The following is a 23,411-nucleotide window of genomic DNA, read 5'->3' on the forward strand; positions in this document are numbered from 1 at the left end:
TCTAATTAAAAAAGAAACCCTTACATAAGAACAAAGTTTTTGTGTTTACGTTTTCCGTCAACTTCTAATTCAACAGTTTTTCCATCCTTTAAAAAAGCGGTAACTTTTTCTCCTTTTTTAAAACGTTGATCAGGAAAATCAGTAATCGGTTGAACTCGTAATTCGCCTTTTAATCCCTGTGTATTCACGATTTTTCCTACATCAAAGTATTCCATTATTCACCTCTAATTAAAAAAGAAACCCTTACATAAGAACAAAGTTTTTGTGTTTACGTTTTCCGTCAACTTCTAATTCAACAGTTTTTCCATCCTTTAAAAAAGCGGTAACTTTTTCTCCTTTTTTAAAACGTTGATCAGGAAAATCAGTAATCGGTTGAACTCGTAATTCGCCTTTTAATCCCTGTGTATTCACGATTTTTCCTACATCAAAGTATTCCATTATTCACCTCTAATTAAAAAAGAAACCCTTACATAAGAACAAAGTTTTTGTGTTTACGTTTTCCGTCAACTTCTAATTCAACAGTTTTTCCATCCTTTAAAAAAGCGGTAACTTTTTCTCCTTTTTTAAAACGTTGATCAGGAAAATCAGTAATCGGTTGAACTCGTAATTCGCCTTTTAATCCCTGTGTATTCACGATTTTTCCTACATCAAAGTATTCCATTATTCACCTCTAATTAAAAAAGAAACCCTTACATAAAAACAAAGTTTTATATAAGGGTTTCTTTTATTTACCACCATCAATAATAAGTTTAACCCTTTTATTGTCAGTAACATGTACACTATAAATAATAGTGCGAATTGTTTGCGCAACTCTGCCACGTTTACCAATCACTCGTCCAACATCTTTTGGATTAGTTGATAAGATGTATTCGTGAAATTCAGAAGTCTCTTGATGATTGATTTTGACATCATCTGGGAACTTAACTAATGGTTTAATGATTTTTTTTATTAAATTATCAAAATTAATCATAATTAAATTTATTTTTTATCGGCTAACTTAATATCATGAAGTTTCTTCATGATACCAGCATCAGATAAAATGTTTTTAACAGTATCAGATGGTTTAGCACCCTTCTTCAACCAATCAAGAACATTTTCTTCTTTAAGAGTTACTTGGTCAACTTGAACAAGTGGGTTATAAGTACCAACATTTTCAATATAACGACCATCACGAGGACTACGTGAATCAGCAACTACAATACGGTAAAATGGGTTTTTCTTTGAACCCATACGTTTCAAACGGATTTTAACAGACATAACTACACCTCCTATTGATTTCTTAACAATATATAGTTTAACAATAAATTTTATAGATGTAAAGAGTTTTTTCTTTACACCTAATTACTTTCTTTTTTTCTTATTTTTTTTGCGTTTATTTTTTTTAATTTTTCGACTCATACGTTTCATAGCAAGACTAGATAACTTATTCATCCCTTTACCCATTCCTGTTTGTTGCATCATATTTTCCATTCCAGACATATTACCATTAGAAATTTGATTCATCATCTTCTTCATTTGATTGAATTGCTTAATCAAACGATTAACACTTTGAATTGGTTGAGCTGAACCCTTTGCAATTCGGCGACGTCGTGATGGATTTAGAACATCTGGGTTTTCACGTTCTTCATTAGTCATTGAATAAATAATTGCTTTAATTCGATCTAAATCTTTTGGATCCATATCTACGTTTTGTAAGGCAGGATTATTAGCCATCCCAGGAATCATAGCCATCAAATTTTTTAATGGTCCCATATTTTGAATTTGTTGAAGTTGATCAAGAAAATCATCAAAATTAAATGTATTTTCTTTCATTTTTTCGGCAAGTTCCATTGATTTTTTTTCATCAATGTTTTTTTTGGTCTTTTCGACTAATGATAAGACATCGCCCATTCCTAAAATTCTGGAAGCCATACGATCTGGATGGAAAACATCTAAATTATCCATCTTTTCACCTTGACCAGTGAAAAGAATTGGTTTACCAGTTACAGCTTTAATTGATAAAGCTGCACCACCACGTGTATCTCCATCTAATTTAGTTAAAACTACTCCAGTAATATCTAAAGCTTCGTTGAATCCTTCAGCCATATTAACAGCATTTTGCCCAGTCATAGCATCAACAACTAAAAGAATGTCAGTTGGTTTAGCAACTTCTTTGATTTCTTTTAGTTCATTCATTAATTTTTCGTCAATTTGTAATCGACCAGCAGTATCAATAAATACGTAATCATTATGATTTTCTTTTGCAACTTTTAAACCATCTTCAACAATTTTAACTGGGTTAACTTCAGTTCCTTCTTCAAAGACAGGAACATCAATTTGTTTACCAATTTGTTGAAGTTGTTCAATTGCAGCTGGACGATAAACGTCGGCCGCAATCATTAAAGGACGAGCATTGTCATCTTCCTTTAACATTTTAGCTAATTTACCAACTGTTGTTGTTTTACCAGCACCTTGGAGCCCAGCCATCATAATAATTGTTGGGATTTTATTTGATTTTTTTAAGGTAGTTGTTTCTCCACCCATCATTTCAGTTAATTCATCATCAACAATTTTAATGATTTGTTGTCCTGGGTTTAAACCTTCTAAGACATTTTCACCTTTAGCTTTAGCTTGTACTTTTTTTACAAAGTCACGAACTACGGTGAAATTAACATCGGCATCAAGTAATGCAAGCCGAATTTCACGCATAGTAGATCGCAAATCAGCTTCGGTAATTTGTCCTTTACCACGTAGTTTTCTGAAAGCCTCTTGCAGTTTACTACTTAATCCTTCAAAAGCCATATTTAAAACCTCTATTCTTCTTCAATTTCTTCTAATTTATCAATTAAACTATTTAGTGCTGAGTCTTTAGAATAAGAAACTTTAATCAAAGCTTCTAATTCGTCAACAACTTTATTTCGTTTAATAAATTTTTCATATAAGCCCATTTTTGATTCATAGTTTTCTAATGTTTTTTCAGTTCTTTTAATATTGTCGTAAACTGCTTGTCTGCTAACATTAAAATTCTCTGAAATCTCACCTAATGATAAATCATCTGCATAATATTGCGAAATATAATCGGCTTGTTTTGTAGTTAATAAACAACCATAAAAGTCAAATAAAGCATTAATATAATTGTCACGAACTAGTTTAAGATCAAAATTTTTATCCATATTTATTCCTCAACTAATCCCTTAAACAAACCATAGACAAATTTTTCTGGATCAAATGTTTGCAAATCATCCACTGACTCACCTAAACCTACATACTTAACAGGAATTCCAATTTCATTTTTAATGGCAATTACGATACCACCTTTAGCAGTACCATCAAGCTTTGTTAAAACAATTCCGGAAATGTCAGCTACTTCTTTGAAAGTTTTAGCCTGACTCATTGCGTTTTGACCAATCGTTGCATCAATTACCAACAAAACTTCTTGTGGGGCTCCAGGAATTTTATTAGTGATAATTTTATTCATTTTGGCTAATTCTTTCATTAAATTGACTTTGTTTTGCAAACGTCCAGCCGTATCAATAAATAAAATATCATAATCATCTGACTTAGCTTTTTCCACAGCATCATAAACAACTGAAGCAGGATCGCTACCTTCTGATTTCTTGACAATATCAACATGATCACGTTTAGCCCATTCATCTAATTGTTGGATTGCTCCGGCACGGAATGTATCAGCAGCAGCTAAAAGGACTTTTTTGCCTTGTTTTTGGTATTTATGAGCCATTTTTCCAATTGTAGTAGTTTTTCCTGCACCATTTACTCCGATAAATAAGATAACTGTAGGACCATCAGGATTTTCTTTTAATTTATTTTCATCATTAGAAGGAGAATCATAAATTTCTACTAATTTTTGAATTACAAAATTTTGAACTTCTTTATGACCTTTTACATTATCTAGTTTAACAGCTTCCTTTAATTGATCACTAATTTGAGTTGCTGTTTGTACACCAACATCAGATTCGATAAGGGTATCTTCTAAATCATCAAAAAAATCTTCATCAACGTTTCTAAAATTTGCCAAAAGATGCTTTAACTTTTCTCCAAAAGAAAATCTAGTTTTTTCCAATCCTTCTTCATAGCTTGCTTGATTTTCATTTTTTTGAGATTCTATTTCATCTATTTTTTCGTTATTTTCAACGATAGGTGTTACATAATCATTTTCTTTTTCAGGTTGATTAAAATCACTGGGTTTAATTTCAGAATCAGCAGTTTCTTTTTTGCCCGATTCTGGTAATTCTTCATTATTTTCTTCATTTTCAGTTAATGTTTTTTGTTCATCCACTTTGTTTTCTTCATTTGATGTAGATTGGTTTTTATGTTTAAAAATATCAAATAATCCCATTACTATCTCCTATCTTTATGGTTAATCAAATCAACAGATACTAGTTTTGAAACCCCAGAATCTTGCATGGTAATTCCGAATAAATCATCTGCATAAATCATAGTTTCTTTTCTATGCGTAACAACAATAAATTGAGTTTCATTTTTTAGATTTTTGATGTACTTTGCAAAACGATCTACATTTGCTGGATCAAGTGCTGACTCTGCTTCATCTAAAATAACAAATGGAACTGGCTTAACTTCAATAATTGCGAATAATAAAGCTAATGCCGTTAACGCCTTTTCACCCCCAGATAGTAAAGTAATATTACGGTAGCGTTTTCCAGGAGGCTTAACTAGAATGTCGATTCCCGTTGTAAGCAAATGATGCGGTTCACTTAATTCAAGTTTAGCTTCTCCACCACCAAAAATATTTCTAAACACTTGACTAAAAGATGCAGAAATTTTGTTATATGCTTGTTCAAATCGAACTTTAACGGTTTCATCCATTTTGTCCATGATTGTTAATAATTGATTCTTCGCTTCAAGCAAATCGTTCATTTGATGCTGCATAAATTCATGGCGTTCTTTAATTTCCTGATAAGCTTCAATTGATCCAAGATTAACTGGTCCCAATTCAGAAATTTGTAATTGGATATTTTGAATCTCATTATTTAATTGATTTAAATTTAAATCTAATTTTTTGTAAATTTGATTACTATTATTTAGTTCATCAAATTTGGTCTTAATTCGACTTAAATTATGATCAACCACAGTTAATTGTGATTTAAACTGATTAAGATATTCATTATTCTCAATTAAATGATTTTGTTCTTGTCCAATTTTAGCATCTAATTGTTGTAGTTCAGTTCTTTTTGTATCTAGAATTTCTTTAGTTTGATTAAAATTATTCTCAGTTTCATTAATTTGGATTTGAATATCATGAGTATCGAAATGATTAACTTTACTAATTTCTGCTAACTTTTGTTTAATTTTTTTAATTAAATTTTTGGAATTAGTTTGATTAATTTCATTTTTGTCAATCTGCTGTTTTATATTTGAACAAATTTGATTAACGTTGCTAAGTCTTTCTTTTACAATTCCAATTTGTTGTTGTAAATCATTCTTAGAATTAAGTTCAACATTATAATCATGTTTTAAAAGTTCTAAATTAGAAGTCAAAGACTTATTGCGGGATTGGTTATCATCAATTTGTTCCTGTAATTTTGTAATTTGTTGTTTTAAGTCTTCTGGCTGTTCAAATTCATTATCCCTACGATTGCCTAGTTTTAAATTTAATGCCTTTATTTCTCGTTCTATTTTATTTTTTTCATTTTCTTGCAAGCTTAAATTGTTTTTTTCTAACATTAGTTTTGAACTTATTTCACTGGAATCTTGATAAACCATTCGTTTTTTTTCTTGATCATCTTTTAGTTTAAATTGAATTTCTTTTAGGTTTTGTTCACCCGAATTCAACTTTTCTTGCATACGTTGAACTTGATTTTTTAAGTTAATTAAATTATTTTTTTGCGTTAAAAGACCATCATTTTGACGTTGGTTTTTCCCCCCAGTAATTGATCCACCAGCATTAACAACATCTCCATCTAATGAAACTACTTTTACTCTGTGATTACAAATATTACTAATCTGAGTTGCTGATTTTAAAGAATCAGCAATAATTATTCCACCAAGCAAATGTTGTTTTACTTGCTTATATTTATCATCAATCTGGACTAAATCAGATGCAATCCCGATAAAACCATCAATTTGACGAACTTTTTGCAGAATCGTATCTGATACAAAACGATCAGTAATCCCATTAACTGGTAAAAGGGTTACACGCCCAAGTTTATTTTTATTTAAATATGCAATTGCTTTACGTGCGTCGCTAACATTTTCTACAATTATCTGTTGAATAGCCGCACCAAGAGCAGTTTCAATTGCCTTAATATATTGATTATTGACATTTAAATAATCTCCGACCGCGCCAATAATTCCAGACAAATGTTCTTTTTGTTTTAATAAATTACGAGTTCCATGATACAAATTGTTATGATTTTCAAGTAAAGAAGCTAATCCATCTCGTTCAGTCTTTGCTTCTTGAAAAATTCTAAGAGCATCTAACCAATTAGCACGCATCGTTTCAACTCGATTTTCATCATTTTTTATTAGTGATTCGTATTTTTCGAGTTTCTTTGAAGCTTCAACCTCATTTTCTTTTAAAAGTTTAAGTTTAGAAATAATGTTATTAATCGATTCATTGATTGAATTTAATTGATCCTTTTTTTGTCTTAATTCTTGAAATAGCAATTTTGAGTTACTATCAGCTTGTTGACTTAGTTTTTCATTCATACGCAAGTCATTACGAGTATCTGAAATTTTTTGCATTAATTCGACATATTTGGATCGACCCTTATTAATTTCTTTTTCTGTAAATAAAACATCTTTTTCTAATTGTTCGATTTTTAAAGTTTTTAATTTATTTTCAAGATTAGTAAGTTGTTTTTTTAATGATTCTTGGTTATCGGACTCCTTAGCTAATTGACCAGCCAATTTATTTTTATTAGAAATTAAATCATCTAATTGTTGCTGTAAATCATTTTGCTTTTGCAAATCAAATTTTTTTCTTTGTTCATTAAGTTTTTTTTCACTACTCAAATTTTCAAGTAATTTATTCTTTTCTAATAATTCACTTTGCAAATTTTCTTTATCAATATCTAATTGATTAATTTTTTGACTTAGTTTTTCTTTATTTAAGTTCAAATTATCAATTTCCTTAATCAATTGACCATGTTCAATTTGAACTTCTTTTAATTTGTTTTGAATTTTACTTTTTTCTTCAGAATTATTTTTTAAAACAAATTCGAATTTATTAAACTTTAATTCATTCAAATATTTATTTTTAGACAAATAGAGCGAAGCGATTTCGCTTTGCTCTTTCAAAGGGTTCATTTGTTTTTCAATTTCCCTAATAATATCAGAAATTCTGTCTAAATTTAATTGCGTATCTTCTAATTTTTTTTCTGATTCATTCTTTTGCTTTTTATAATGATAAACTCCCGCGGCCGTTTCGATAATTGTTCGTCTTTTTTGGACGTCATCATCTAAAATATCATCAACATTCCCTTGAGAAATAATTGACAATGAACCTTCTCCTAGACCTGTGTCCATAAATAGATTATGTATATCCCGTAGCAAACATTCATGATCATTAATTGAATAAATACTTTCGCCACTTCGATAGTATTTTCTTGTCACTTTTACTTCACTATAATCTGATTCTAAGAAATGCGATGTATTATCAAAAATTAAACTAACTTCTGCACGATTCAAAGGGTGTTGATCTTTTGAACCAGAAAAAATAACATCTTTCATTTTTTTACCACGAAGACTTTTAGCTGATTGTTCTCCTAATGCCCAACGTACGGCTTCAATAACATTACTTTTTCCACTACCATTTGGACCAACAATTCCAGTAAAACCGTTTTGAAAATCAATGTTAGTTTTATTAGCAAATGATTTAAAACCTGCTATTTGGATTGATTTTAATTTCAAAACAGATTCCTCACTTTATTATTGCAATTTTTGATCTTTAATTCCTAATTTGTCTAGAGCCATTTTAGAAGCTAGTTGTTCTGCGTTTTTCTTTGAATGACCTTCCCCTACTCCAAGCTCCTGATCATCAACAAATACAGCAACTTTAAACTGTCGATCATTATCAGGACCATTTTCATCTAATAGCTTATACTCAATTTTAACTGGACCGTTTATTTGAATAGCTTCTTGCAATTCAGTTTTGTGATCAAAGAATTCATCGAACCAACCTTCATCAAGTTTAGGGAAAATGACTAAATTACAAAAATGTTTAACTGTTTCAATTCCTTGATCAAGATATACTGCCCCAATAAATGATTCAAAAATATCACAAAGAAGTGAATCACGTTTTCTAGCTCCAGCTTTTTCCTCACCCTTACCTAAACGAATGTATTTATCAAAGTGACATTCACGAGCGAACCGACTAAAACTATGACGATTAACCATTGCAGCTCTTAATTTTGTCAATCGACCTTGTGGCATTTCAGGATAACGTTTAAAGATGTAGTCAGACACTACAAGTTGATAGACAGCATCACCTAAAAATTCTAATCTTTCATAGAATTTTAAATCTTGATCTGGATGCTCATTTACATATGAAGCTTGTGTGAAAGCCTCATCTAATAGTTCTTCATTATTAAATTTTATGTTATATTTATCTGCTAATTTATTATCAAATTCTTTTTGCACAGTATACTCCTCCGTAATTCCTAATCTAAGTATATCATTAAACGAAAAACTCTATCTAATATTAGACAGAGCTTTATTGATTTGTTATTTTGTTTCAGCAACTTTTGTAAAATGATTTTTTGCTGATTCTACATAACCAGATTTTACAATTTCAGCGGCGTTAAATAAACAATTTTTAACTGTTTTAGCATCACTATTACCATGGCCCTTTACTACTGGATCTTTAATCCCTAATAAAACTGCACCACCATAACGTTTGTAATCCATTTTTTTAGCCATCTTTTTAAGACTATCTTTCATCAAGAAAGCACCTAATTTAGCTTTAAACCCACCATTTTTAATTGATTCCTTTAACAAACCTAATCCAGACATTGCAGTACCTTCAATCGCCTTAAGAACTGCATTTCCAGTAAAACCATCTGTAACAACAACATCGGCAACTCCATTTAACAATTCACGAGACTCGATGTTCCCGATAAAATTAATTTCACCATTTGCGTTCATTGATTGAAGTGCATCGTGCATTTTACGATGAATCATGTCACCCTTATCAGCTTCGGTTCCGTTATTAATTAATCCAATTCGAGGATTATTAACATGTCCAACTAGTTCTGAGTAATATTTTCCTAATAAAGCGTATTGTTCAATGTTGGTAACTTTTGCATCGGCATTAGCCCCTGCATCAACCATGGTAAATCCTTTATCGTTATTCATAACAGGCATTGTCGCCGTAAAACCAGGACGATCTATTCCTTTGATTCTACCAATAATTAACAAGGATGCAACTAATAATGCCCCTGTATTTCCAATGGAAACTAAGGCATCTGCTTTTCCGTCTTTGACAGCTTTAGCAGCTAAAACCAGACTTGAATTTTTTTTACGTTTAACTGCTCGAACTGGTTCATCTTCCATAGTAATTACTTCGTCAGCATGAATGATTTTAATGTTCTTTTCGTCTTTTAAAAGCGGTTTGATTTGTTTTTCATCACCAAATAATAAAAACTCGATATCGTCTCGACTATTACGAGCTAGTTTAACCCCTTCAACTACTGATTGTGGTGCATAATCTCCACCCATGGCGTCTACTGCAAGTTTAATCATATCTATCTTACTCCTTCAATCAAAAGATGTGTTCTCATTTAAAGTGGTTAAATTTTTTAATAATTCTTGATTTTCATCAAGATCTTTCCAGTTTTCGTTATCTGTAACCTGTTTAGCTACATCTTGAGCAGCACTAAGAATATTTAAATCTGCAATTGGATCTCCAACTTGAAAAGAAGGAAGCCCTGATTGCTGCTTTCCCAGCAAATCGCCCGGTCCTCTTAATTCTAAATCTTTTTGTGAAATAAAGAAACCATCTGTCGATGAGCTCATAACATTCATTCTTTTAATTCCAATTTCAGTTTTTGGATCAGCAATCAAAACGCAATAAGATTGCTGTGATCCGCGTCCAACTCTTCCACGTAATTGATGAAGTTGAGCCAGGCCAAAATGATCTGCATCAAAAATTACCATTACACTTGCATTTGAAACATCTACTCCAACTTCAACAACTGTTGTAGATACTAGAATTTGCGTTTTGTTATCTTTAAAATCCTGCATTACCGTATTTTTTTCGTTTTCATTTAATTTACCATGTAAAAGACCTACTTTGTATTTATTTCCAAAATATTGTTGGAATTTTTCAAAAGTCTCTGTTACGTTTCTCATATCCATTACTTCTGATTCTTCAATCAAGGGAACAATTACATATGCTTGTTCGTTATTTTTAAGATGTTTTTGTAAAAAGTTAAGCATGGTTTTAATTTGTGAATTTTTAATCCAGGTTGTTTTAATTGGTTTTCGTCCACCTGGTAACTCATCTATAACAGACACATCCATTTCTCCATATGCAGTAATCGATAAAGTCCTAGGAATTGGTGTAGCAGTCATCGATAAAACATTTGTTGCTTTGCCTTTTTCACGCATTTTTCGTCTTTGATTGACACCAAAACGATGTTGTTCATCAATTACTGCTAAACCTAAATCGTTATATTTAACTTTATCTTGAAATAAAGCATGTGTTCCAATAATTAAATTAATTTCTCCATTTTTAATTCTAGGAAGCATTTGTTTCCTAGCAGAAGCAGGTGTAGCTCCAGTTAATAATGCAATATTAACATTTGTCCCAGCAAATAGTTTAGCCAATCCATTAGCATGTTGTTCAGCCAAAATCTCAGTTGGAGCTAACATTACCGCCTGTTTTCCCGAGAGAATTGTAGATAAAATGGCAATTGCAGCAACGACTGTCTTTCCACTTCCAACGTCTCCTTGCAACAATCGATTCATAACATAAGGTCTATGTAAATCAGCTAAAATTTCATTAACTACACAATCTTGTGCCCCCGTTAGATGATACGGTAATTTCTCAATAAAGGGCATTAAGGTTAATTTATCAGCCATAATTCGGGCATCTTTATTTTTCTGGTGATTAGTCTTAATGGTCTGTAGTTGCATTTGAAATAAAAAAAATTCATTAAACTTAGCCGTTCTTAATGCTGCTTTAACATCATCATGGTTTTTCGGAAAATGTAGGTCATGAATAACCTTTTTAAAAGATTCGAGACGAAACTTATCAATAATCCATTTAGGGACAAAATCGTCAATTACATCATAATATTCTGTAAAAGCCTGTTGAATGATTTGCTGTAATGCTTTTTGAGTTATCTTGTTATTAACAGAATAAATAGCACTAAAATTATTTTTGCTATTTGATTTCATTAATTTGATTCCAGTCATCGATTTTGAAACAGCATTAAATTTACCATGAACTAAAACTTTCTGACCAATTTGTAATTGTTTTTTAAGCCATGCTTGATTAAAAAAGGTAACCGGAATAACATCATGATCTATTAATAAACGAACTGTTAAACGACTTTTTCGACGACCATAGAAACTAATAGTAGGTTCAGCAGCAATTTCGCCTTTTAAAGTTACTGTTTGCTGATCAACAATCTCTTGAATTTCTTTTGGTACAAAATCTTCATACCGAAAAGGAAAATACGTTAATAAATCAAAAATAGTATGAATATCCAAATCAAATAAAGCCTCTTGTTTTTTAGGGCCTACACCATTTAAAGTTGAAACCGAATCATTAAGATTCTTCATAGGTTTCCTCCTTATAGAAGAAAAAACTGCCAATCATAAATGATTGGCAGTTTTTGATGTTTTTATTCAACAGAGATAAGTAATGGATATACTGGTTGATCTCCTTCATGGATTTCAACTTCAAGTTCAGGATCAATTTCGATTGCTTTTGCCTCAATTTGATCTGCATCTGATTGAGTTGCACCCTCACCAAAAATAATGGTTACATTTTCACTGTCTTCATCTAACATTTTTGTCAACATTGAAATTGTTGCATCATTTAAAGTATCTTCAATAATTTCAATTTTACCATCAACAATTCCCATGTAACTGCCTTTTTTAATATCAAGACCATTAATCTTTGTATCACGAACTGCAGCTGTAACTTGACCACTTTTAACTGAATCTAGTGAATCATCCATTTCATTCTGATTTTCTTCAATTGAAGCGGCTGGATTAAAAGAAAACATCGCCGTTAAACCTTGTTGAATGGTTTTAGTATGAATAACTTTCATTGGTATATCAGTTAAACTTTCAGCTTGTTCAGCAGCCAAAAAAATATTCTTATTGTTTGGTAAAACAATTGCTTTTTTTGCATTTGAATTGTTAACCGCATTAACAATATCTTCAGTACTTGGATTCATGGTTTGACCACCACTAATAATGTTAGTTACCCCAAGGCTTTTAAATAATTCTTCAAGACCTTTACCAGCTACCACAGAGATTACAGCTATCTCTTTTGGACTTTCTTTTTTATCAGTTATTGGTTGATGTTCAATTTCTTCATCATTTTCCATGATTTCTTCTTGCTGACTACGCATGTTATCAATCTTGATGTTAATTAAATCACCAAATTTTTGTCCCCAAGTTAATACTTTACCTGGATGCTCAGTATGAATGTGAACTTTAGCAACTTCATCATCATTTATAACCAGCAATGAGTCACCAAGTGGAGCTAAGTAGTTATAAAAGGTATCATAGTCAAATTTTTTCTCAACTTCTTTACCTTTACCAAATCTAACTGTCATTTGAGTACAATATCCATAGATAATGTCTTCAGGATTTAATTGTCCTTGAGCACTTTCATGATGGTCTTCATTGACCATTTGATCCATTTGATTTGCTTTAACATTGAATTTTTCATGAACATCAGTTGAAGCTTCCCGGTCATTTAAAATGTCAGCAAAAGCTTCAAACACAAATGTAAGACCTTGTCCACCAGAATCAACTACTCCTACTTGTTTAAGTACTGGAAGTAATTCAGGCGTCTTAGCCAGAGCCTCTTGGGCACCATTTTTAATTGCATCCATTACTCGGGCACAATCATCAGTTTCTTCTGCAGCATGATGACCAGCATTAGCTGCATATCTTACTACTGTCAGAATCGTTCCTTCAGTAGGTTTCATAACTGATTTATAAGCAGTCTTAGCTCCCGCAGTAACAGCATTAGCAAGTTCATGCGCATTTAAAGTGGTCTTTCCTTCAACGTCTTTTGAAAATCCACGGAAAATTTGAGATAAAATAACCCCAGAGTTTCCACGGGCTCCCATCAAAAGACCCTTAGCTAAAGCTGAAGCTTTTCCACCAACTGTGTTATCAGTAGATTTACTAACATATTTAGCTCCACTTTCCATTGAAAGACTCATATTTGTACCGGTATCGCCATCGGGAACCGGGAAAACATTTAAAGAATTAATAAATTCTGCATTATTTTTTAGCACGACCGATGCAGCTTGAACCATTTGGTCGAACTCTTTAGTCGTAATCTTAGTTACTGGCACTATTATCCAATCTCCCTTTTAATTCAAACTAATTAATCGTTAATTACTTTTACACCTTGGACAATTACATTTACTGCATCAGCAGTAACCCCAAGCATTGTTTCTAAATTATATTTAACTTTGTCTTGTACAGTACGTGATACTTCAGAAATCTTTGTTCCGTAGCTCACGATGATATTGACATCTACTTCAATCTTGTCTTGTACTTGACGAACAACAACTCCACGTGAATATGCATCTCTACGTAAAATTTCGTTCATGTTGTCTTTTATTTGATTTTTACTTGCCATACCGACAACACCATAGTTATCAGTTGCTGCACCACCAACAACGGTTGCAATAACATCATTATCAATGTTGATGGAGCCGTATTGAGTATTCATCTTAACAGCCATCGTGTAAGCATCTCCTTATTTACAAGTTAATCTCGATACCCTATCTTAACATATTGATAATTAAAACCAAAATCATTTATTATTATTAGGGTGTCAAGTACAAATACTTGAAAGAAAGATTGCAATTAAAGTCCAAATATGCTAAATTTAGACATGTAGTTTAATACGCTCTAATTTAAAATAAAAGGAGGGATATTTTCATGGCTAAAGATGCATTAACAGGAAAAAGAACCCACTTTGGTAATCGTCGTTCACACGCTTTAAACTCTTCAAGAAGAAGTTGGAAGCCAAACCTTCAAAAGGTTCGTATTTTAGTAGATGGTAAACCAAAACGCGTTTGGTTGAGTGCTAGAACATTAAAATCTGGTAAATTCAAGCGTGTATAATATCTATACGTTTAATTAATTAATTAAAACAAAAAAGAAGTAATCGAAATGATTACTTCTTTTTTGTTTTGGTTAATTTTAATCTTTACTTTGAATCACGGTCAATATACCTTTATCAAATTCAAAAGTTGCATGATTATGCATAAATTCATTACTAGAAAAAGAAGTCGGTATTAAGACTAAATGGTCCTTCAAAGTATACATTTCATCAAATAAAGTTAAATGACAATTTTCAAAATTAACAAAATCTAGGTATTTCATCCCATTTATTTTATCAATTTGATGTTTTCCTGGTTTGAAAAAACGCACACAGTTTTGTTGATCTAAAAGAGTTACTTTTTCAACGACCGAATTAAAGATCGGCTTTTGTAACATCAATAAATTGGTCATTAACTGATCAAGACGTCCTCCAGAAAATCCATAAATATCAATTTCAGATTCTGGGAAATGTTTCATTACATATTTAATTGCAATTTCAGTATCAGTTTCGTCTTTAATTGGATTAGAGCGATGAATGGAACTAATCTGAGCTTCAATTAATTTCATCTCAGCATGGTTGACTGAATCAAAGTCACCAACTGCAGCAAGCGGGGTAATCCCTAATTCAAGCAATTTTAACGCGCCACGGTCAACCCCAATAAATGGTCCTTTAATTTTGCCATTTACTAATTCAGTTGGCCATTCTGTCTTAGGACCACCAACTAATAAATTAATTTTTTGCATAATTTAGAAATCCGTTGCTTTTTTAATCGCGTTGATTCTTTCAGCAGGATCTGGTGCATCAAAAACATATGAACCTGCAACAGCGACATTAGCCCCAGCTTCGTAAGCTTTAACAACTGTTTTATCGTTAACTCCACCATCAATTTCAATCTCAAAATTAAGGTTTTCTTTTTCGTTTCTAAGCTTGTTCAATTCTGCAATTTTTTCAATTGTTTCTGGAATGAATTTCTGTCCACCAAAACCTGGGTTAACAGTCATAACTAACACTTGGTCAACCATATATAAAATTGGTTCAATTAAGCTAACTGGAGTACCTGGATTAATTACTACTTCAGCTTTAACACCATGATTTTTAATCATTTGAAGGGCGCGATGGATATGTTGAGTTGCTTCAACATGAACTCCAATTAAATCTGCCCCATTTTTGGCAAAAACATCAATGTACCGTTCAGGATTTTCAATCATCAAATGACAATCTAATTCCATATTTGTAATGGGACGAATAGCTTTAACCCAGTTTGGTCCATAAGAAATTGAAGGAACAAACATTCCATCCATAATATCGATGTGTAAAACTTCAGCCCCAGCTTTATCTACTTCTTCAATTGATTTTTGAAGATTTACATAATCAGCACTTAAAATTGAAGGTGCAACTTTAATCATTTTTATTTCCCCTTTTTCGTTTATAAATAATTTTTTGACTCTTAATTAAAGCATATTGTTTGAGATAGTCATCGTACCTACTCGTTAGAATTGTACCATTTTCTACGCCTTTTTTCACTGCGCAACCTGGTTCGCTAATATGCGAACATTCTCTGAATTTACATTCATTGGCTACTCGGACAAACTCTGGGAAATAATTTTTTAATTCAGCTAATTTAATATCAGCTGCTTCAAATGAAGAAAATCCTGGCGTATCCGCAATAATCCCGTTGTTAATCGTCAAAAAAGAAACTTTACGAGTGGTATGTTTACCCCGACTTAATGCTTTAGAAACCTCACCAGTTTCTAAATTCAAACTAGGATCAAGATGATTTAAAAGAGTTGATTTCCCTGCTCCAGTTTGTCCCATGATTACAGACTGTTTATTTTTCAAAAGATCACGTAATACTTGAAAATTTTTAGCTTGGTCTGGAGAATAGATTACTTGATAACCTACTTTGTTTTCATAATCACGAGCAATTTGAGAGAAATAATCAACTTGTTTTTCAGAAACTAAATCTAGCTTAGAAAAGTAAATAATCGGAGTAATATGTTCTTTTTCTAAAGCAACTAGTTCTTTATCTAATAAAATTTCAGAAAAATCAGGTTCAATTACTGAAACAACCACAATTGCTTGATCAGTATTAGCAATTGGAGGTCTGACTAAAGAGTTTTTTCGGGGCATGATTTTTAAAATATAACCTTCAGTCCCATTTGTAACATCAAATTCGACTTCATCACCAACCAAAGGCTTAATTAAACGTTTACGAAAGTTTCCCCGAGCTCTGGTTCGATAAATTTGACCATCAGAATTAACATCATAAAAACCACTTAATGATTGGTAAATCTTACCTGTTTTCATAAATGCTCCTATCTCACTTTTTTAAATCCAGCAATGAAGAATCCATCAGAACCGTAATCATCTGGGAAAATCTTAAGATAGTCTTCACGTCGGTCCGCTTGAAGATTTAAATCAGTTTTAACTTTAATTTCTTCAAACTCTGGATGCTTTTCAAGAAAATCTTTTACGTTCTTGGAATTTTCTTGGTTCAAAATAGTACAAGTACTGTAAACTATTTGTCCACCAACCTTTACTTTAGCAGCAACGGAATCCAAAATTCCTCCCTGAACAACAGCCAATTCTTCAACATCTTCTAGTGATTTTTCGTATCTAATTTCTGGTTTTCTTCTAATTAGACCTAAACCAGAACAAGGGGCATCGACTAAGATTTTATCGAAAACGTTATCTTCATAAATGTCACCAACTTTACGGGCATCACACGCATGAACTTCAACATTTTCACTGACACCCATCCGTTCAGCATTTTCCATAATTTTATGCAACTTGTTTTCATGTAAATCAAGAGCTACGACTAATCCAGTGGTTAAATGCTCAGCAATCTGGGTGGTTTTCCCCCCTGGTGCAGCACAAGTATCAAGAATGTAGTCATCGCCATCAATGTCCATTGATTGAACGGGTAACATCGCACTTTCGTCTTGAATGGTGTAAAAACCTTCTTTAAACAACGCCGTATGAGCAGCAACTCCATCTTTAAGCACTAAAGCATCCGCCGCTACTTCACTATCACGAACTGTAAAACCGATCCGTTCTAGTTCTTTAACTAGAGCTTCCTTTTCGATTTTCTTAATATTAATGCGAATTGATTGATTAGCTGGTTGGTTAATACTCTTTAAAATTGATTCAGTCTTTGCTTTTCCAACTTGATTATTTAATTGTTTAATAATCCAAACTGGGACACTTGCTTCAATTGACTGTTTTTCAATTGCATTCATTCCAGTGATTTGTGGTAGACCATCTCGATCAATTTTGTGTAATACACCCGTAACTAATCGTCTAATTCCATCATGTCCTCTAAATTTAGCAATTTTAATAGATTCATCAAAAATTGCTCGATTGGGTACTTTATCGAGATAAATCATTTGATAAATAGCAGTATATAGTAATTCTTTAACCCAGTTTTGTAATTTACCAGGATGCTTAACTAATTTACTAACATAATACTCAAAAGTAAGACGATGTTGAATTACCCCATAAACAATATTAGTAAATAGACGGGTATCTTTTTCTGACATCTTAGTTGAATCAATTACGTTATTAATTTGTAAATTAGAATAGGCACCATCTGAAATTCGCTCTAAAGTTTTAACTGCCAAGTACCGTGGATTGTTGTTATTATCTTTCGTCAATGAATTGATCTCCTCTAGCTAACTTTTGATTTCCGTTTAAGAAATCAGTAATAGTTTTTTTCGGTTTACCAGCTGTTTGAACTTCATTCAATTGTAGAATTGAACCATTTCCAGCAGCAACTTGTAATGTATGTTTATCTCTGTACACGACTTGCCCTGGTTTTAAATCAGTCGTTTGGTCAATGACACTGGTATCCCAGATTTTAAAGCGTTTGCCACCAACAAAAGTATAGGCAATTGGATCAGGTCTTAATGCTCTAACCTTACAATCAATTAAGCGCGCAGGCTGTTTAAAATCAAGGACTTCTTCTTCTCGTTTAATATTTGGAGAAAAGATTACCTTACTTTCGTCTTGCTGAATGGGATTAATGTCTCCCTCAGCAATTTTAGGCAAAGTTTCTAATAACAAATCACGACCAACCTTACTTAGTTTTTTAAACATACTGGCAGTATCGTCTTTATCTGTAATTTCAATTGCTTGTTGTGAAATTATATCACCAGCATCCATTGCTTTAACCATGTACATAATAGTAATTCCGGTTGCTTGATCGCCGTTCATAATTGCATATTGAACGGGCGCCCCGCCACGATACTTTGGTAACAATGATCCATGGACATTAACCGCAGCAATCTTAACTGCTTCAAGTAATTTAGTTGGTAAAAACTGGCCATATGCGGCAGTTATAATGAAATCTGGTTGCAAAGCAATGATTTTTTGCATAGCTTCACTACCACTTAGCTTTTCTGGTTGATAAACCGGTAAATTTAAATCCACTGCTACTTGTTTAACAGGAGTTGGAATTATCTTCCGTTTTCTTCCAACTGGACGATCTGGTTGGGTAACTACTGCTTTAATATCATATTTTTCATTTAAGGCTTGTAAAATTGGAACACTAAATTCTGGTGTTCCCATAAAGACGATTGACTTCATATTCGTTTCCTCCATTACATAAAGTTAACTGGTTCAGAATCAATAGCAATTCGAAGACCTTTTCGCGCTTCTTGTTGTGAACTTTGTAAAATTTGCTTTAAAGCAGGACTTAATTTTTTGTCAACTTTATACTTAATAATTATTTGATAATAATAACGATTTTTAATTCGCGCAATTGGACGAGGTGTTGGTCCTAAAATCATTGTCTTATGACTTAACTGCGTTTTAAGATACTTTAAGATTTCATAAGACTTCCCTGCAGCTTGTTGTTCTTTTGTCGAACTAACCGTTAATTTAACAGTAAAATAATATGGTGCATAGCCAGCTAAATGTCTCAATTTCATTTCCTTTTTATAAAAGGTCTCATAATCTTGTTTTTTAACTAGCTGAATTGCATAATGCTCTGGATTAAAAGTTTGAATAATAACTTTACCTGCTTTATCCGCTCGTCCAGCTCGGCCTGCTACTTGAGTTAATAAATCAAATGTTCGTTCACTAGCTCTAAAATCCGGCAAATCTAAACCTGTATCAGCATTTAAGACTCCTACCAAAGTTACATTAGGAAAATCTAACCCTTTAGCGATCATCTGGGTTCCTAATAATATGTCTGCTTTTTGCTCGCCAAATTCATTTAAAATACGTTCATGGGCTCCTTTTCGTTTAGTCGTGTCAACGTCCATCCGTAAAATTCGTGCTTGAGGTAAGATTTTGGCAAGTTCTTGTTCAACTTTTTCCGTTCCAGTACCAAAATAACGAATGTTATGACTATGACATTTCGGACAAACATTTGGAATTGGCTCTTCAAAACCACAATAATGACATTTCATCGTATGACTATCTAAATGCATTGTAAGTGAAATATCACAATTAGGACACATCAAGACATAGCCACAGTCACGACACATCATAAATGAAGAAAATCCACGCCGATTAAGCATTAAAACAACTTGTTCATGTTTAGTGAGTTTTTCATTGATAGCCTGAAGTAATTCTTCAGAGAAGATATCGCCGCTTTTTGCGACTTCTTTAGTCATATCGACAATTTCAACTTCGGGAAGTTGTTGTTGATTAACTCGTTTTGTCAATCTAATAAAGTGATAGACACCCTTTCCCGCTCTTGCACGAGATTCTAATGAAGGAGTCGCACTCCCTAAGACAACGGGACAATGATGGTATTTTGAACGCCAAATTGCCACGTCACGAGTATGATAACGAGGGTTTTCATCTTGTTTATAACTAGTATCGTGTTCTTCGTCTAAAATAATAATTCCAATATTCTGTAAGGGAGCAAACACGGCAGAACGAGCCCCTACTACTACCTTAGCATTACCATCTCTAATTCTTCGCCATTCATCGTATCGTTCCCCATTGGATAGTCCACTATGAATAATGGCAACTTGATTTCCAAACCGATTTTTAACCCGATTAACCATTTGTGGAGTTAGAGCAATTTCTGGGACTAACATTAACGCCTGTCGTCCATCGTTTAAAGCCGTTTGAATATTTTGTAGGTAGATTTCCGTTTTACCTGAACCAGTTACCCCCTCAATTAGGAAAGTTTCTGGCTTTTTCTTTTTGATTGCCTGATCAATTTCTAAAACAGCTTTTTCCTGTTCTGGAGTTAAGCGTTTAGGATGATCTCGGACGAGTTTATGTTTATAGGGATTACGATATTTTTCAACTTGAGTTTTGTTTATCCATCCCTTATTAAAAAAAGCTTTAATCGCTGATGGCGAAATACCGTCTTTTTCAATGATTTTTTTTTGGACTAATTTTTCTTTTGGATGTTTTTCCAGAAAATCCAATAAGTGATGTTGCGCAGAGGCATTGGTTTTTAAATGCTTTCGAACTCCACTAAAATCATTAATTTGGTTTTGAATTGCTAATTCAACTTTGGATTTAGCTTCGTTCTTCACCACGTATTCGATTTCAACATCACCTTTTTTTTGCATTAAAATCAATTGATTAAGTTCTTTTTCAGTGAAATGTTTATCATCGAAGGGTGTCATCAAATTATCAGAAACTTTTTGATTTAATGCTTGATTTGTTAGCGGATGATTTTTCTTAACGGCTTTAGCGTATTTGGCTTTCATCACATTAGGAAGCATCGTTAATAAACAACTGATTCGAAAAGCGTAGGTTTTATCAGCAAGCCATTTTGATAAATCTAATAATTCTTCATCTAAGACTGGCTCAAAATCCATAATTGAACTAATTTCTTTTAACTTCGCTGGGTCTTGATTAGTTAGTGGTTCAATTCCAACCACAAAACCTTCAATTTTTCGATTTCCTTTTCCAAAGGGTACAACTACACGCATTCCCTTACTTAGAGATGATTGTAAGTCCTTTGGAACTAAATATGAATATGGTGAGTTAGTTTGCATGGTAGGAACATCTACAATAATATTTGCAATTTGCATCTATTCCCTCCTAAATAGTCCAATTGTTGTTTAATCACATTAATAATTGTTTTTGCAATTTTTTCTTTACTTTCAATTCCAGTTTGTTTTAAAATTCCATTTTTATTCATGATCGTTACTTGGTTATCATCACTACCAAAACCGATTTTTTGATTTGATACGTCATTTAAAACAATCAAATCTAAATGTTTCTTTTCCAATTTTAACTTGGCATTTCGTTTAACATCATTGGTTTCCGCAGCAAAACCAATGATGACTTGGTTTGCTTTCTTCTGATCAGCAACTAACTTTAAGATGTCATCCGTTTTTTGTAAATGAAGAACAAGTTCATTACTGTCATCGCTTTTTTTTATTTTTTGTTTAGCAACGTGAACTGGCTTAAAGTCACTTACGGCCGCTGCCATAATTAAAACATCATTTTTAGGTAATTTGGTTAAAATCGAATTTTTTAATTCATCACTAGTTTTAACCTTGATGAAGTTTATGTTTTCAGGAACTTGTAGATGACAATTTGCACTAATTAATGTAACATTAGCACCTTGTTTTACTGCAACATCAGCTAAAGCATATCCCATTTTTCCAGTTGAGCGGTTAGAGATATAACGAACTGGATCAATGTCTTCAATTGTTCCCCCAGCAGTAATTAAAACATTTTTGCCGGACAATAGTTTAGGATTATCAGATGCATAAATTGTTTGTACAATTTCTTCTGGTTCAATCATACGTCCTTTCGCTTTATAACCCTCAGCTAATCTACCATATTCAGGATTTAGGATTTTAATTCCATTTTGCTCTAGAGTTTCAATGTTTTTTCGGGTAGCAAAATTATTCCACATTACATCATTCATTGCAGGAACTACATATTTTGAGGTATCAGTCGCTAATAAAGTGGTTAAAGCAAAATTATCGGCAATCCCATTTGCCATTTTTGCAATAAAATCTGCTGAAGCTGGTGCAACAACAGAAATATCAGCCCACTTAGCTAATTCTATATGATCAATAGTTTCCCCATGATTAGTAAAATTGGATTCAGAATAGACAGGACATTTAGCTAATGAAGCAAAAGTTAACTGCGAAACAAATTTTTCAGCAAAAGGCGTCATTACAACTTTAACGTCTGCCCCTTGTTTTTGGAAAAGACGCAACAAATACACCGCTTTATAAGCAGCGATACTTCCTGTTACATATAAAACTATTTTTTTATTTTGCATTACGTCCCCCAGAGTTTTCAATATCTTAATTATACAATAATTACTAATAAGATAAATAAAAACCACTACGCGAACGTAATGGTTTACTGGTTATTTATTATTTTCAGGTTCAATTTTTAAGACACCGGCAGCAATTTCTTCAAGTGCCATTCCAACTGACTTAACATTTTCATAATGTGAAAGCATTGGGGTTGCACCTTGATCTAATTCTTCAGCACGTTTACTAGCAAGCATAATAAGTGAATAACGTGAATCTACAATTTCTAATAATTTATCAATTGATGGGTATAACATTAAATTTCATCTCCTAAACTATCAAGGTAATCTGGCATTACACGATTAACCTTTAATCTTTCACTTTTAACAATATCTTTAATTTGTTCAACAGCATTTTTAATTTTATCATTTACAATCGCATAATCATAGTTTTGCATCATTCGAATTTCTTTAGAAGCTTTTTGAATTCGTTTATTAATGACCTCTAAATCATCAGTTCCACGACCAACTAGACGGCTTCTTAGTTCTTTAATGTCTGGAGGAGTTAGGAAAATAAAGACTCCGTCTGGACAATTAGCACGAACTTGAAGTGCACCATTAACTTCAATCTCTAAAAAAACATCATGACCAGCATTTAACTGTTCGTTTACATAATTCAATGGTGTTCCATAGTAATTATCGACGTACTTTGCATATTCAAGCATTTCGCCATTTTTAATGTTTTCTTCAAATTGTTCTTTTGAAACAAAATAATAATCTACACCATTTTTTTCGCCTTCTCTAGGGTTTCTGGTAGTCATAGAGATTGAGTAATTAAAATCAACTTCAGGGTCCTCAAATAGTGCTTTTCTAACTGTTCCTTTTCCAACACCAGACGGTCCTGAAAGAACAATTAACATTCCTCTTTTTGCCATTAAAACAGCTCCTTCAATT

24 protein-coding genes are annotated in these 23,411 nt (G+C 32.5%); 1 reads left to right on the top strand and 23 read right to left on the bottom strand.

Annotated elements, in window-relative coordinates; all coding sequences use genetic code 11:
* Positions 1-20 precede the first annotated feature (20 nt).
* From FD36_RS00920 to FD36_RS00985, 14 genes are all read right to left on the bottom strand, one after another.
* Complete coding sequence (locus FD36_RS00920) at positions 21-215, bottom strand: ribosome maturation factor RimM (RefSeq protein ID WP_338029779.1); 195 nt, start codon at positions 213-215, stop codon at positions 21-23.
* A gap of 28 nt (positions 216-243) precedes the next feature.
* Positions 244-438 (bottom strand): ribosome maturation factor RimM, encoded by a 195-nt coding sequence (locus FD36_RS00925; protein WP_338029779.1) that lies wholly within the window; start codon positions 436-438, stop codon positions 244-246.
* 28 nt (positions 439-466) lie between these two features.
* Complete coding sequence (locus FD36_RS00930; RefSeq protein ID WP_338029779.1) at positions 467-661, bottom strand: ribosome maturation factor RimM; 195 nt, start codon at positions 659-661, stop codon at positions 467-469.
* A gap of 63 nt (positions 662-724) precedes the next feature.
* Positions 725-970 carry a KH domain-containing protein gene (locus tag FD36_RS00935; RefSeq protein ID WP_014081964.1) on the bottom strand — a complete coding sequence of 82 codons (246 nt, stop codon included), beginning with the start codon at positions 968-970 and terminating at the stop codon, positions 725-727.
* Positions 971-978: 8 nt separating this feature from the next.
* Positions 979-1,257, bottom strand: a complete 279-nt coding sequence (gene rpsP, locus FD36_RS00940; protein WP_014081963.1) for a 30S ribosomal protein S16 — start codon at positions 1,255-1,257, stop codon at positions 979-981.
* 84 nt (positions 1,258-1,341) lie between these two features.
* A complete protein-coding gene (ffh, locus tag FD36_RS00945; RefSeq protein WP_014081962.1) occupies positions 1,342-2,781 on the bottom strand; it encodes a signal recognition particle protein in 1,440 nt (479 codons plus the stop codon).
* 11 nt (positions 2,782-2,792) lie between these two features.
* The gene (locus tag FD36_RS00950) at positions 2,793-3,152 is read right to left on the bottom strand and encodes a putative DNA-binding protein (RefSeq protein WP_014081961.1); all 360 of its coding nucleotides are present in this window, start codon (positions 3,150-3,152) and stop codon (positions 2,793-2,795) included.
* Between the two features lie 2 nt (positions 3,153-3,154).
* Entirely contained in the window at positions 3,155-4,336 is a 1,182-nt protein-coding gene (gene ftsY, locus FD36_RS00955) for a signal recognition particle-docking protein FtsY (protein WP_056957584.1), read from the bottom strand.
* A 2-nt stretch (positions 4,337-4,338) separates the two neighbouring features.
* Positions 4,339-7,869 (bottom strand): chromosome segregation protein SMC, encoded by a 3,531-nt coding sequence (smc, locus tag FD36_RS00960; RefSeq protein ID WP_056957585.1) that lies wholly within the window; start codon positions 7,867-7,869, stop codon positions 4,339-4,341.
* An 18-nt stretch (positions 7,870-7,887) separates the two neighbouring features.
* On the bottom strand, positions 7,888-8,598 hold the full coding sequence (gene rnc, locus FD36_RS00965; RefSeq protein ID WP_056957586.1) for a ribonuclease III: 711 nt from the start codon (positions 8,596-8,598) through the stop codon (positions 7,888-7,890).
* Positions 8,599-8,682: 84 nt separating this feature from the next.
* Positions 8,683-9,696 carry a phosphate acyltransferase PlsX gene (gene plsX, locus FD36_RS00970; RefSeq protein WP_041818081.1) on the bottom strand — a complete coding sequence of 338 codons (1,014 nt, stop codon included), beginning with the start codon at positions 9,694-9,696 and terminating at the stop codon, positions 8,683-8,685.
* Positions 9,697-9,714: 18 nt separating this feature from the next.
* On the bottom strand, positions 9,715-11,745 hold the full coding sequence (gene recG / locus FD36_RS00975; protein ID WP_056957587.1) for an ATP-dependent DNA helicase RecG: 2,031 nt from the start codon (positions 11,743-11,745) through the stop codon (positions 9,715-9,717).
* A gap of 62 nt (positions 11,746-11,807) precedes the next feature.
* Positions 11,808-13,505, bottom strand: coding sequence for a DAK2 domain-containing protein (locus FD36_RS00980; protein WP_056957588.1), 1,698 nt, complete (start codon positions 13,503-13,505; stop codon positions 11,808-11,810).
* Positions 13,506-13,537: 32 nt separating this feature from the next.
* Complete coding sequence (locus FD36_RS00985; protein ID WP_014081954.1) at positions 13,538-13,900, bottom strand: Asp23/Gls24 family envelope stress response protein; 363 nt, start codon at positions 13,898-13,900, stop codon at positions 13,538-13,540.
* 200 nt (positions 13,901-14,100) lie between these two features.
* On the opposite strand from FD36_RS00985, the gene rpmB reads away from it, so the two are divergent.
* Entirely contained in the window at positions 14,101-14,286 is a 186-nt protein-coding gene (gene rpmB, locus FD36_RS00990) for a 50S ribosomal protein L28 (protein WP_014081953.1), read from the top strand.
* 78 nt (positions 14,287-14,364) lie between these two features.
* On the opposite strand, the gene FD36_RS00995 is transcribed toward rpmB, so the two are convergent.
* The 9 genes from FD36_RS00995 to gmk form a co-directional block, all read right to left on the bottom strand.
* On the bottom strand, positions 14,365-15,009 hold the full coding sequence (locus FD36_RS00995) for a thiamine diphosphokinase (RefSeq protein ID WP_014081952.1): 645 nt from the start codon (positions 15,007-15,009) through the stop codon (positions 14,365-14,367).
* A 3-nt stretch (positions 15,010-15,012) separates the two neighbouring features.
* Positions 15,013-15,672 (bottom strand): ribulose-phosphate 3-epimerase, encoded by a 660-nt coding sequence (rpe, locus tag FD36_RS01000; RefSeq protein WP_041817731.1) that lies wholly within the window; start codon positions 15,670-15,672, stop codon positions 15,013-15,015.
* Entirely contained in the window at positions 15,665-16,573 is a 909-nt protein-coding gene (gene rsgA, locus FD36_RS01005) for a ribosome small subunit-dependent GTPase A (protein WP_056957589.1), read from the bottom strand. The genes rpe and rsgA overlap by 8 nt, the downstream gene beginning before the upstream one ends.
* Before the next feature lie 8 nt (positions 16,574-16,581).
* Positions 16,582-17,928 (bottom strand): 16S rRNA (cytosine(967)-C(5))-methyltransferase RsmB, encoded by a 1,347-nt coding sequence (gene rsmB / locus FD36_RS01010; protein WP_082610565.1) that lies wholly within the window; start codon positions 17,926-17,928, stop codon positions 16,582-16,584.
* Positions 17,906-18,850, bottom strand: a complete 945-nt coding sequence (fmt, locus tag FD36_RS01015; protein WP_014081948.1) for a methionyl-tRNA formyltransferase — start codon at positions 18,848-18,850, stop codon at positions 17,906-17,908. The genes rsmB and fmt overlap by 23 nt, the downstream gene beginning before the upstream one ends.
* 14 nt (positions 18,851-18,864) lie before the next feature.
* Positions 18,865-21,270, bottom strand: a complete 2,406-nt coding sequence (gene priA / locus FD36_RS01020) for a primosomal protein N' (protein ID WP_056957591.1) — start codon at positions 21,268-21,270, stop codon at positions 18,865-18,867.
* Positions 21,246-22,481, bottom strand: a complete 1,236-nt coding sequence (coaBC, locus tag FD36_RS01025; protein WP_056957592.1) for a bifunctional phosphopantothenoylcysteine decarboxylase/phosphopantothenate--cysteine ligase CoaBC — start codon at positions 22,479-22,481, stop codon at positions 21,246-21,248. Before coaBC ends, priA begins: the two co-directional genes overlap by 25 nt.
* Before the next feature lie 90 nt (positions 22,482-22,571).
* Entirely contained in the window at positions 22,572-22,775 is a 204-nt protein-coding gene (rpoZ, locus tag FD36_RS01030) for a DNA-directed RNA polymerase subunit omega (protein ID WP_014081945.1), read from the bottom strand.
* Positions 22,775-23,392, bottom strand: a complete 618-nt coding sequence (gene gmk, locus FD36_RS01035; protein WP_056957593.1) for a guanylate kinase — start codon at positions 23,390-23,392, stop codon at positions 22,775-22,777. The genes rpoZ and gmk overlap by 1 nt, the downstream gene beginning before the upstream one ends.
* Positions 23,393-23,411: the final 19 nt, after the last annotated feature.

Origin of the sequence: Fructilactobacillus sanfranciscensis DSM 20451 (assembly GCF_001436035.1) — a bacterium.
Taxonomy (GTDB): Bacteria; Bacillota; Bacilli; order Lactobacillales; family Lactobacillaceae; genus Fructilactobacillus; species Fructilactobacillus sanfranciscensis.

Bases quoted from the DNA above. Each gene is read 5' to 3' on its own strand.
- rpoZ (WP_014081945.1), bottom strand. From the start codon at position 22,775: ATGTTATACCCATCAATTGATAAATTATTAGAAATTGTAGATTCACGT.
- FD36_RS00985 (WP_014081954.1), bottom strand. From the start codon at position 13,900: ATGGCTGTTAAGATGAATACTCAATACGGCTCCATCAACATTGATAAT.
- gmk (WP_056957593.1), bottom strand. From the start codon at position 23,392: ATGGCAAAAAGAGGAATGTTAATTGTTCTTTCAGGACCGTCTGGTGTT.
- priA (WP_056957591.1), bottom strand. From the start codon at position 21,270: ATGCAAATTGCAAATATTATTGTAGATGTTCCTACCATGCAAACTAAC.
- recG (WP_056957587.1), bottom strand. From the start codon at position 11,745: ATGAAGAATCTTAATGATTCGGTTTCAACTTTAAATGGTGTAGGCCCT.
- FD36_RS00995 (WP_014081952.1), bottom strand. From the start codon at position 15,009: ATGCAAAAAATTAATTTATTAGTTGGTGGTCCTAAGACAGAATGGCCA.
- FD36_RS00930 (WP_338029779.1), bottom strand. From the start codon at position 661: ATGGAATACTTTGATGTAGGAAAAATCGTGAATACACAGGGATTAAAA.
- rpsP (WP_014081963.1), bottom strand. From the start codon at position 1,257: ATGTCTGTTAAAATCCGTTTGAAACGTATGGGTTCAAAGAAAAACCCA.
- coaBC (WP_056957592.1), bottom strand. From the start codon at position 22,481: ATGCAAAATAAAAAAATAGTTTTATATGTAACAGGAAGTATCGCTGCT.
- FD36_RS00950 (WP_014081961.1), bottom strand. From the start codon at position 3,152: ATGGATAAAAATTTTGATCTTAAACTAGTTCGTGACAATTATATTAAT.
- ffh (WP_014081962.1), bottom strand. From the start codon at position 2,781: ATGGCTTTTGAAGGATTAAGTAGTAAACTGCAAGAGGCTTTCAGAAAA.
- rpe (WP_041817731.1), bottom strand. From the start codon at position 15,672: ATGATTAAAGTTGCACCTTCAATTTTAAGTGCTGATTATGTAAATCTT.
- FD36_RS00925 (WP_338029779.1), bottom strand. From the start codon at position 438: ATGGAATACTTTGATGTAGGAAAAATCGTGAATACACAGGGATTAAAA.
- FD36_RS00935 (WP_014081964.1), bottom strand. From the start codon at position 970: ATGATTAATTTTGATAATTTAATAAAAAAAATCATTAAACCATTAGTT.
- fmt (WP_014081948.1), bottom strand. From the start codon at position 18,850: ATGAAGTCAATCGTCTTTATGGGAACACCAGAATTTAGTGTTCCAATT.
- rpmB (WP_014081953.1), top strand. From the start codon at position 14,101: ATGGCTAAAGATGCATTAACAGGAAAAAGAACCCACTTTGGTAATCGT.
- ftsY (WP_056957584.1), bottom strand. From the start codon at position 4,336: ATGGGATTATTTGATATTTTTAAACATAAAAACCAATCTACATCAAAT.
- FD36_RS00920 (WP_338029779.1), bottom strand. From the start codon at position 215: ATGGAATACTTTGATGTAGGAAAAATCGTGAATACACAGGGATTAAAA.
- rsgA (WP_056957589.1), bottom strand. From the start codon at position 16,573: ATGAAAACAGGTAAGATTTACCAATCATTAAGTGGTTTTTATGATGTT.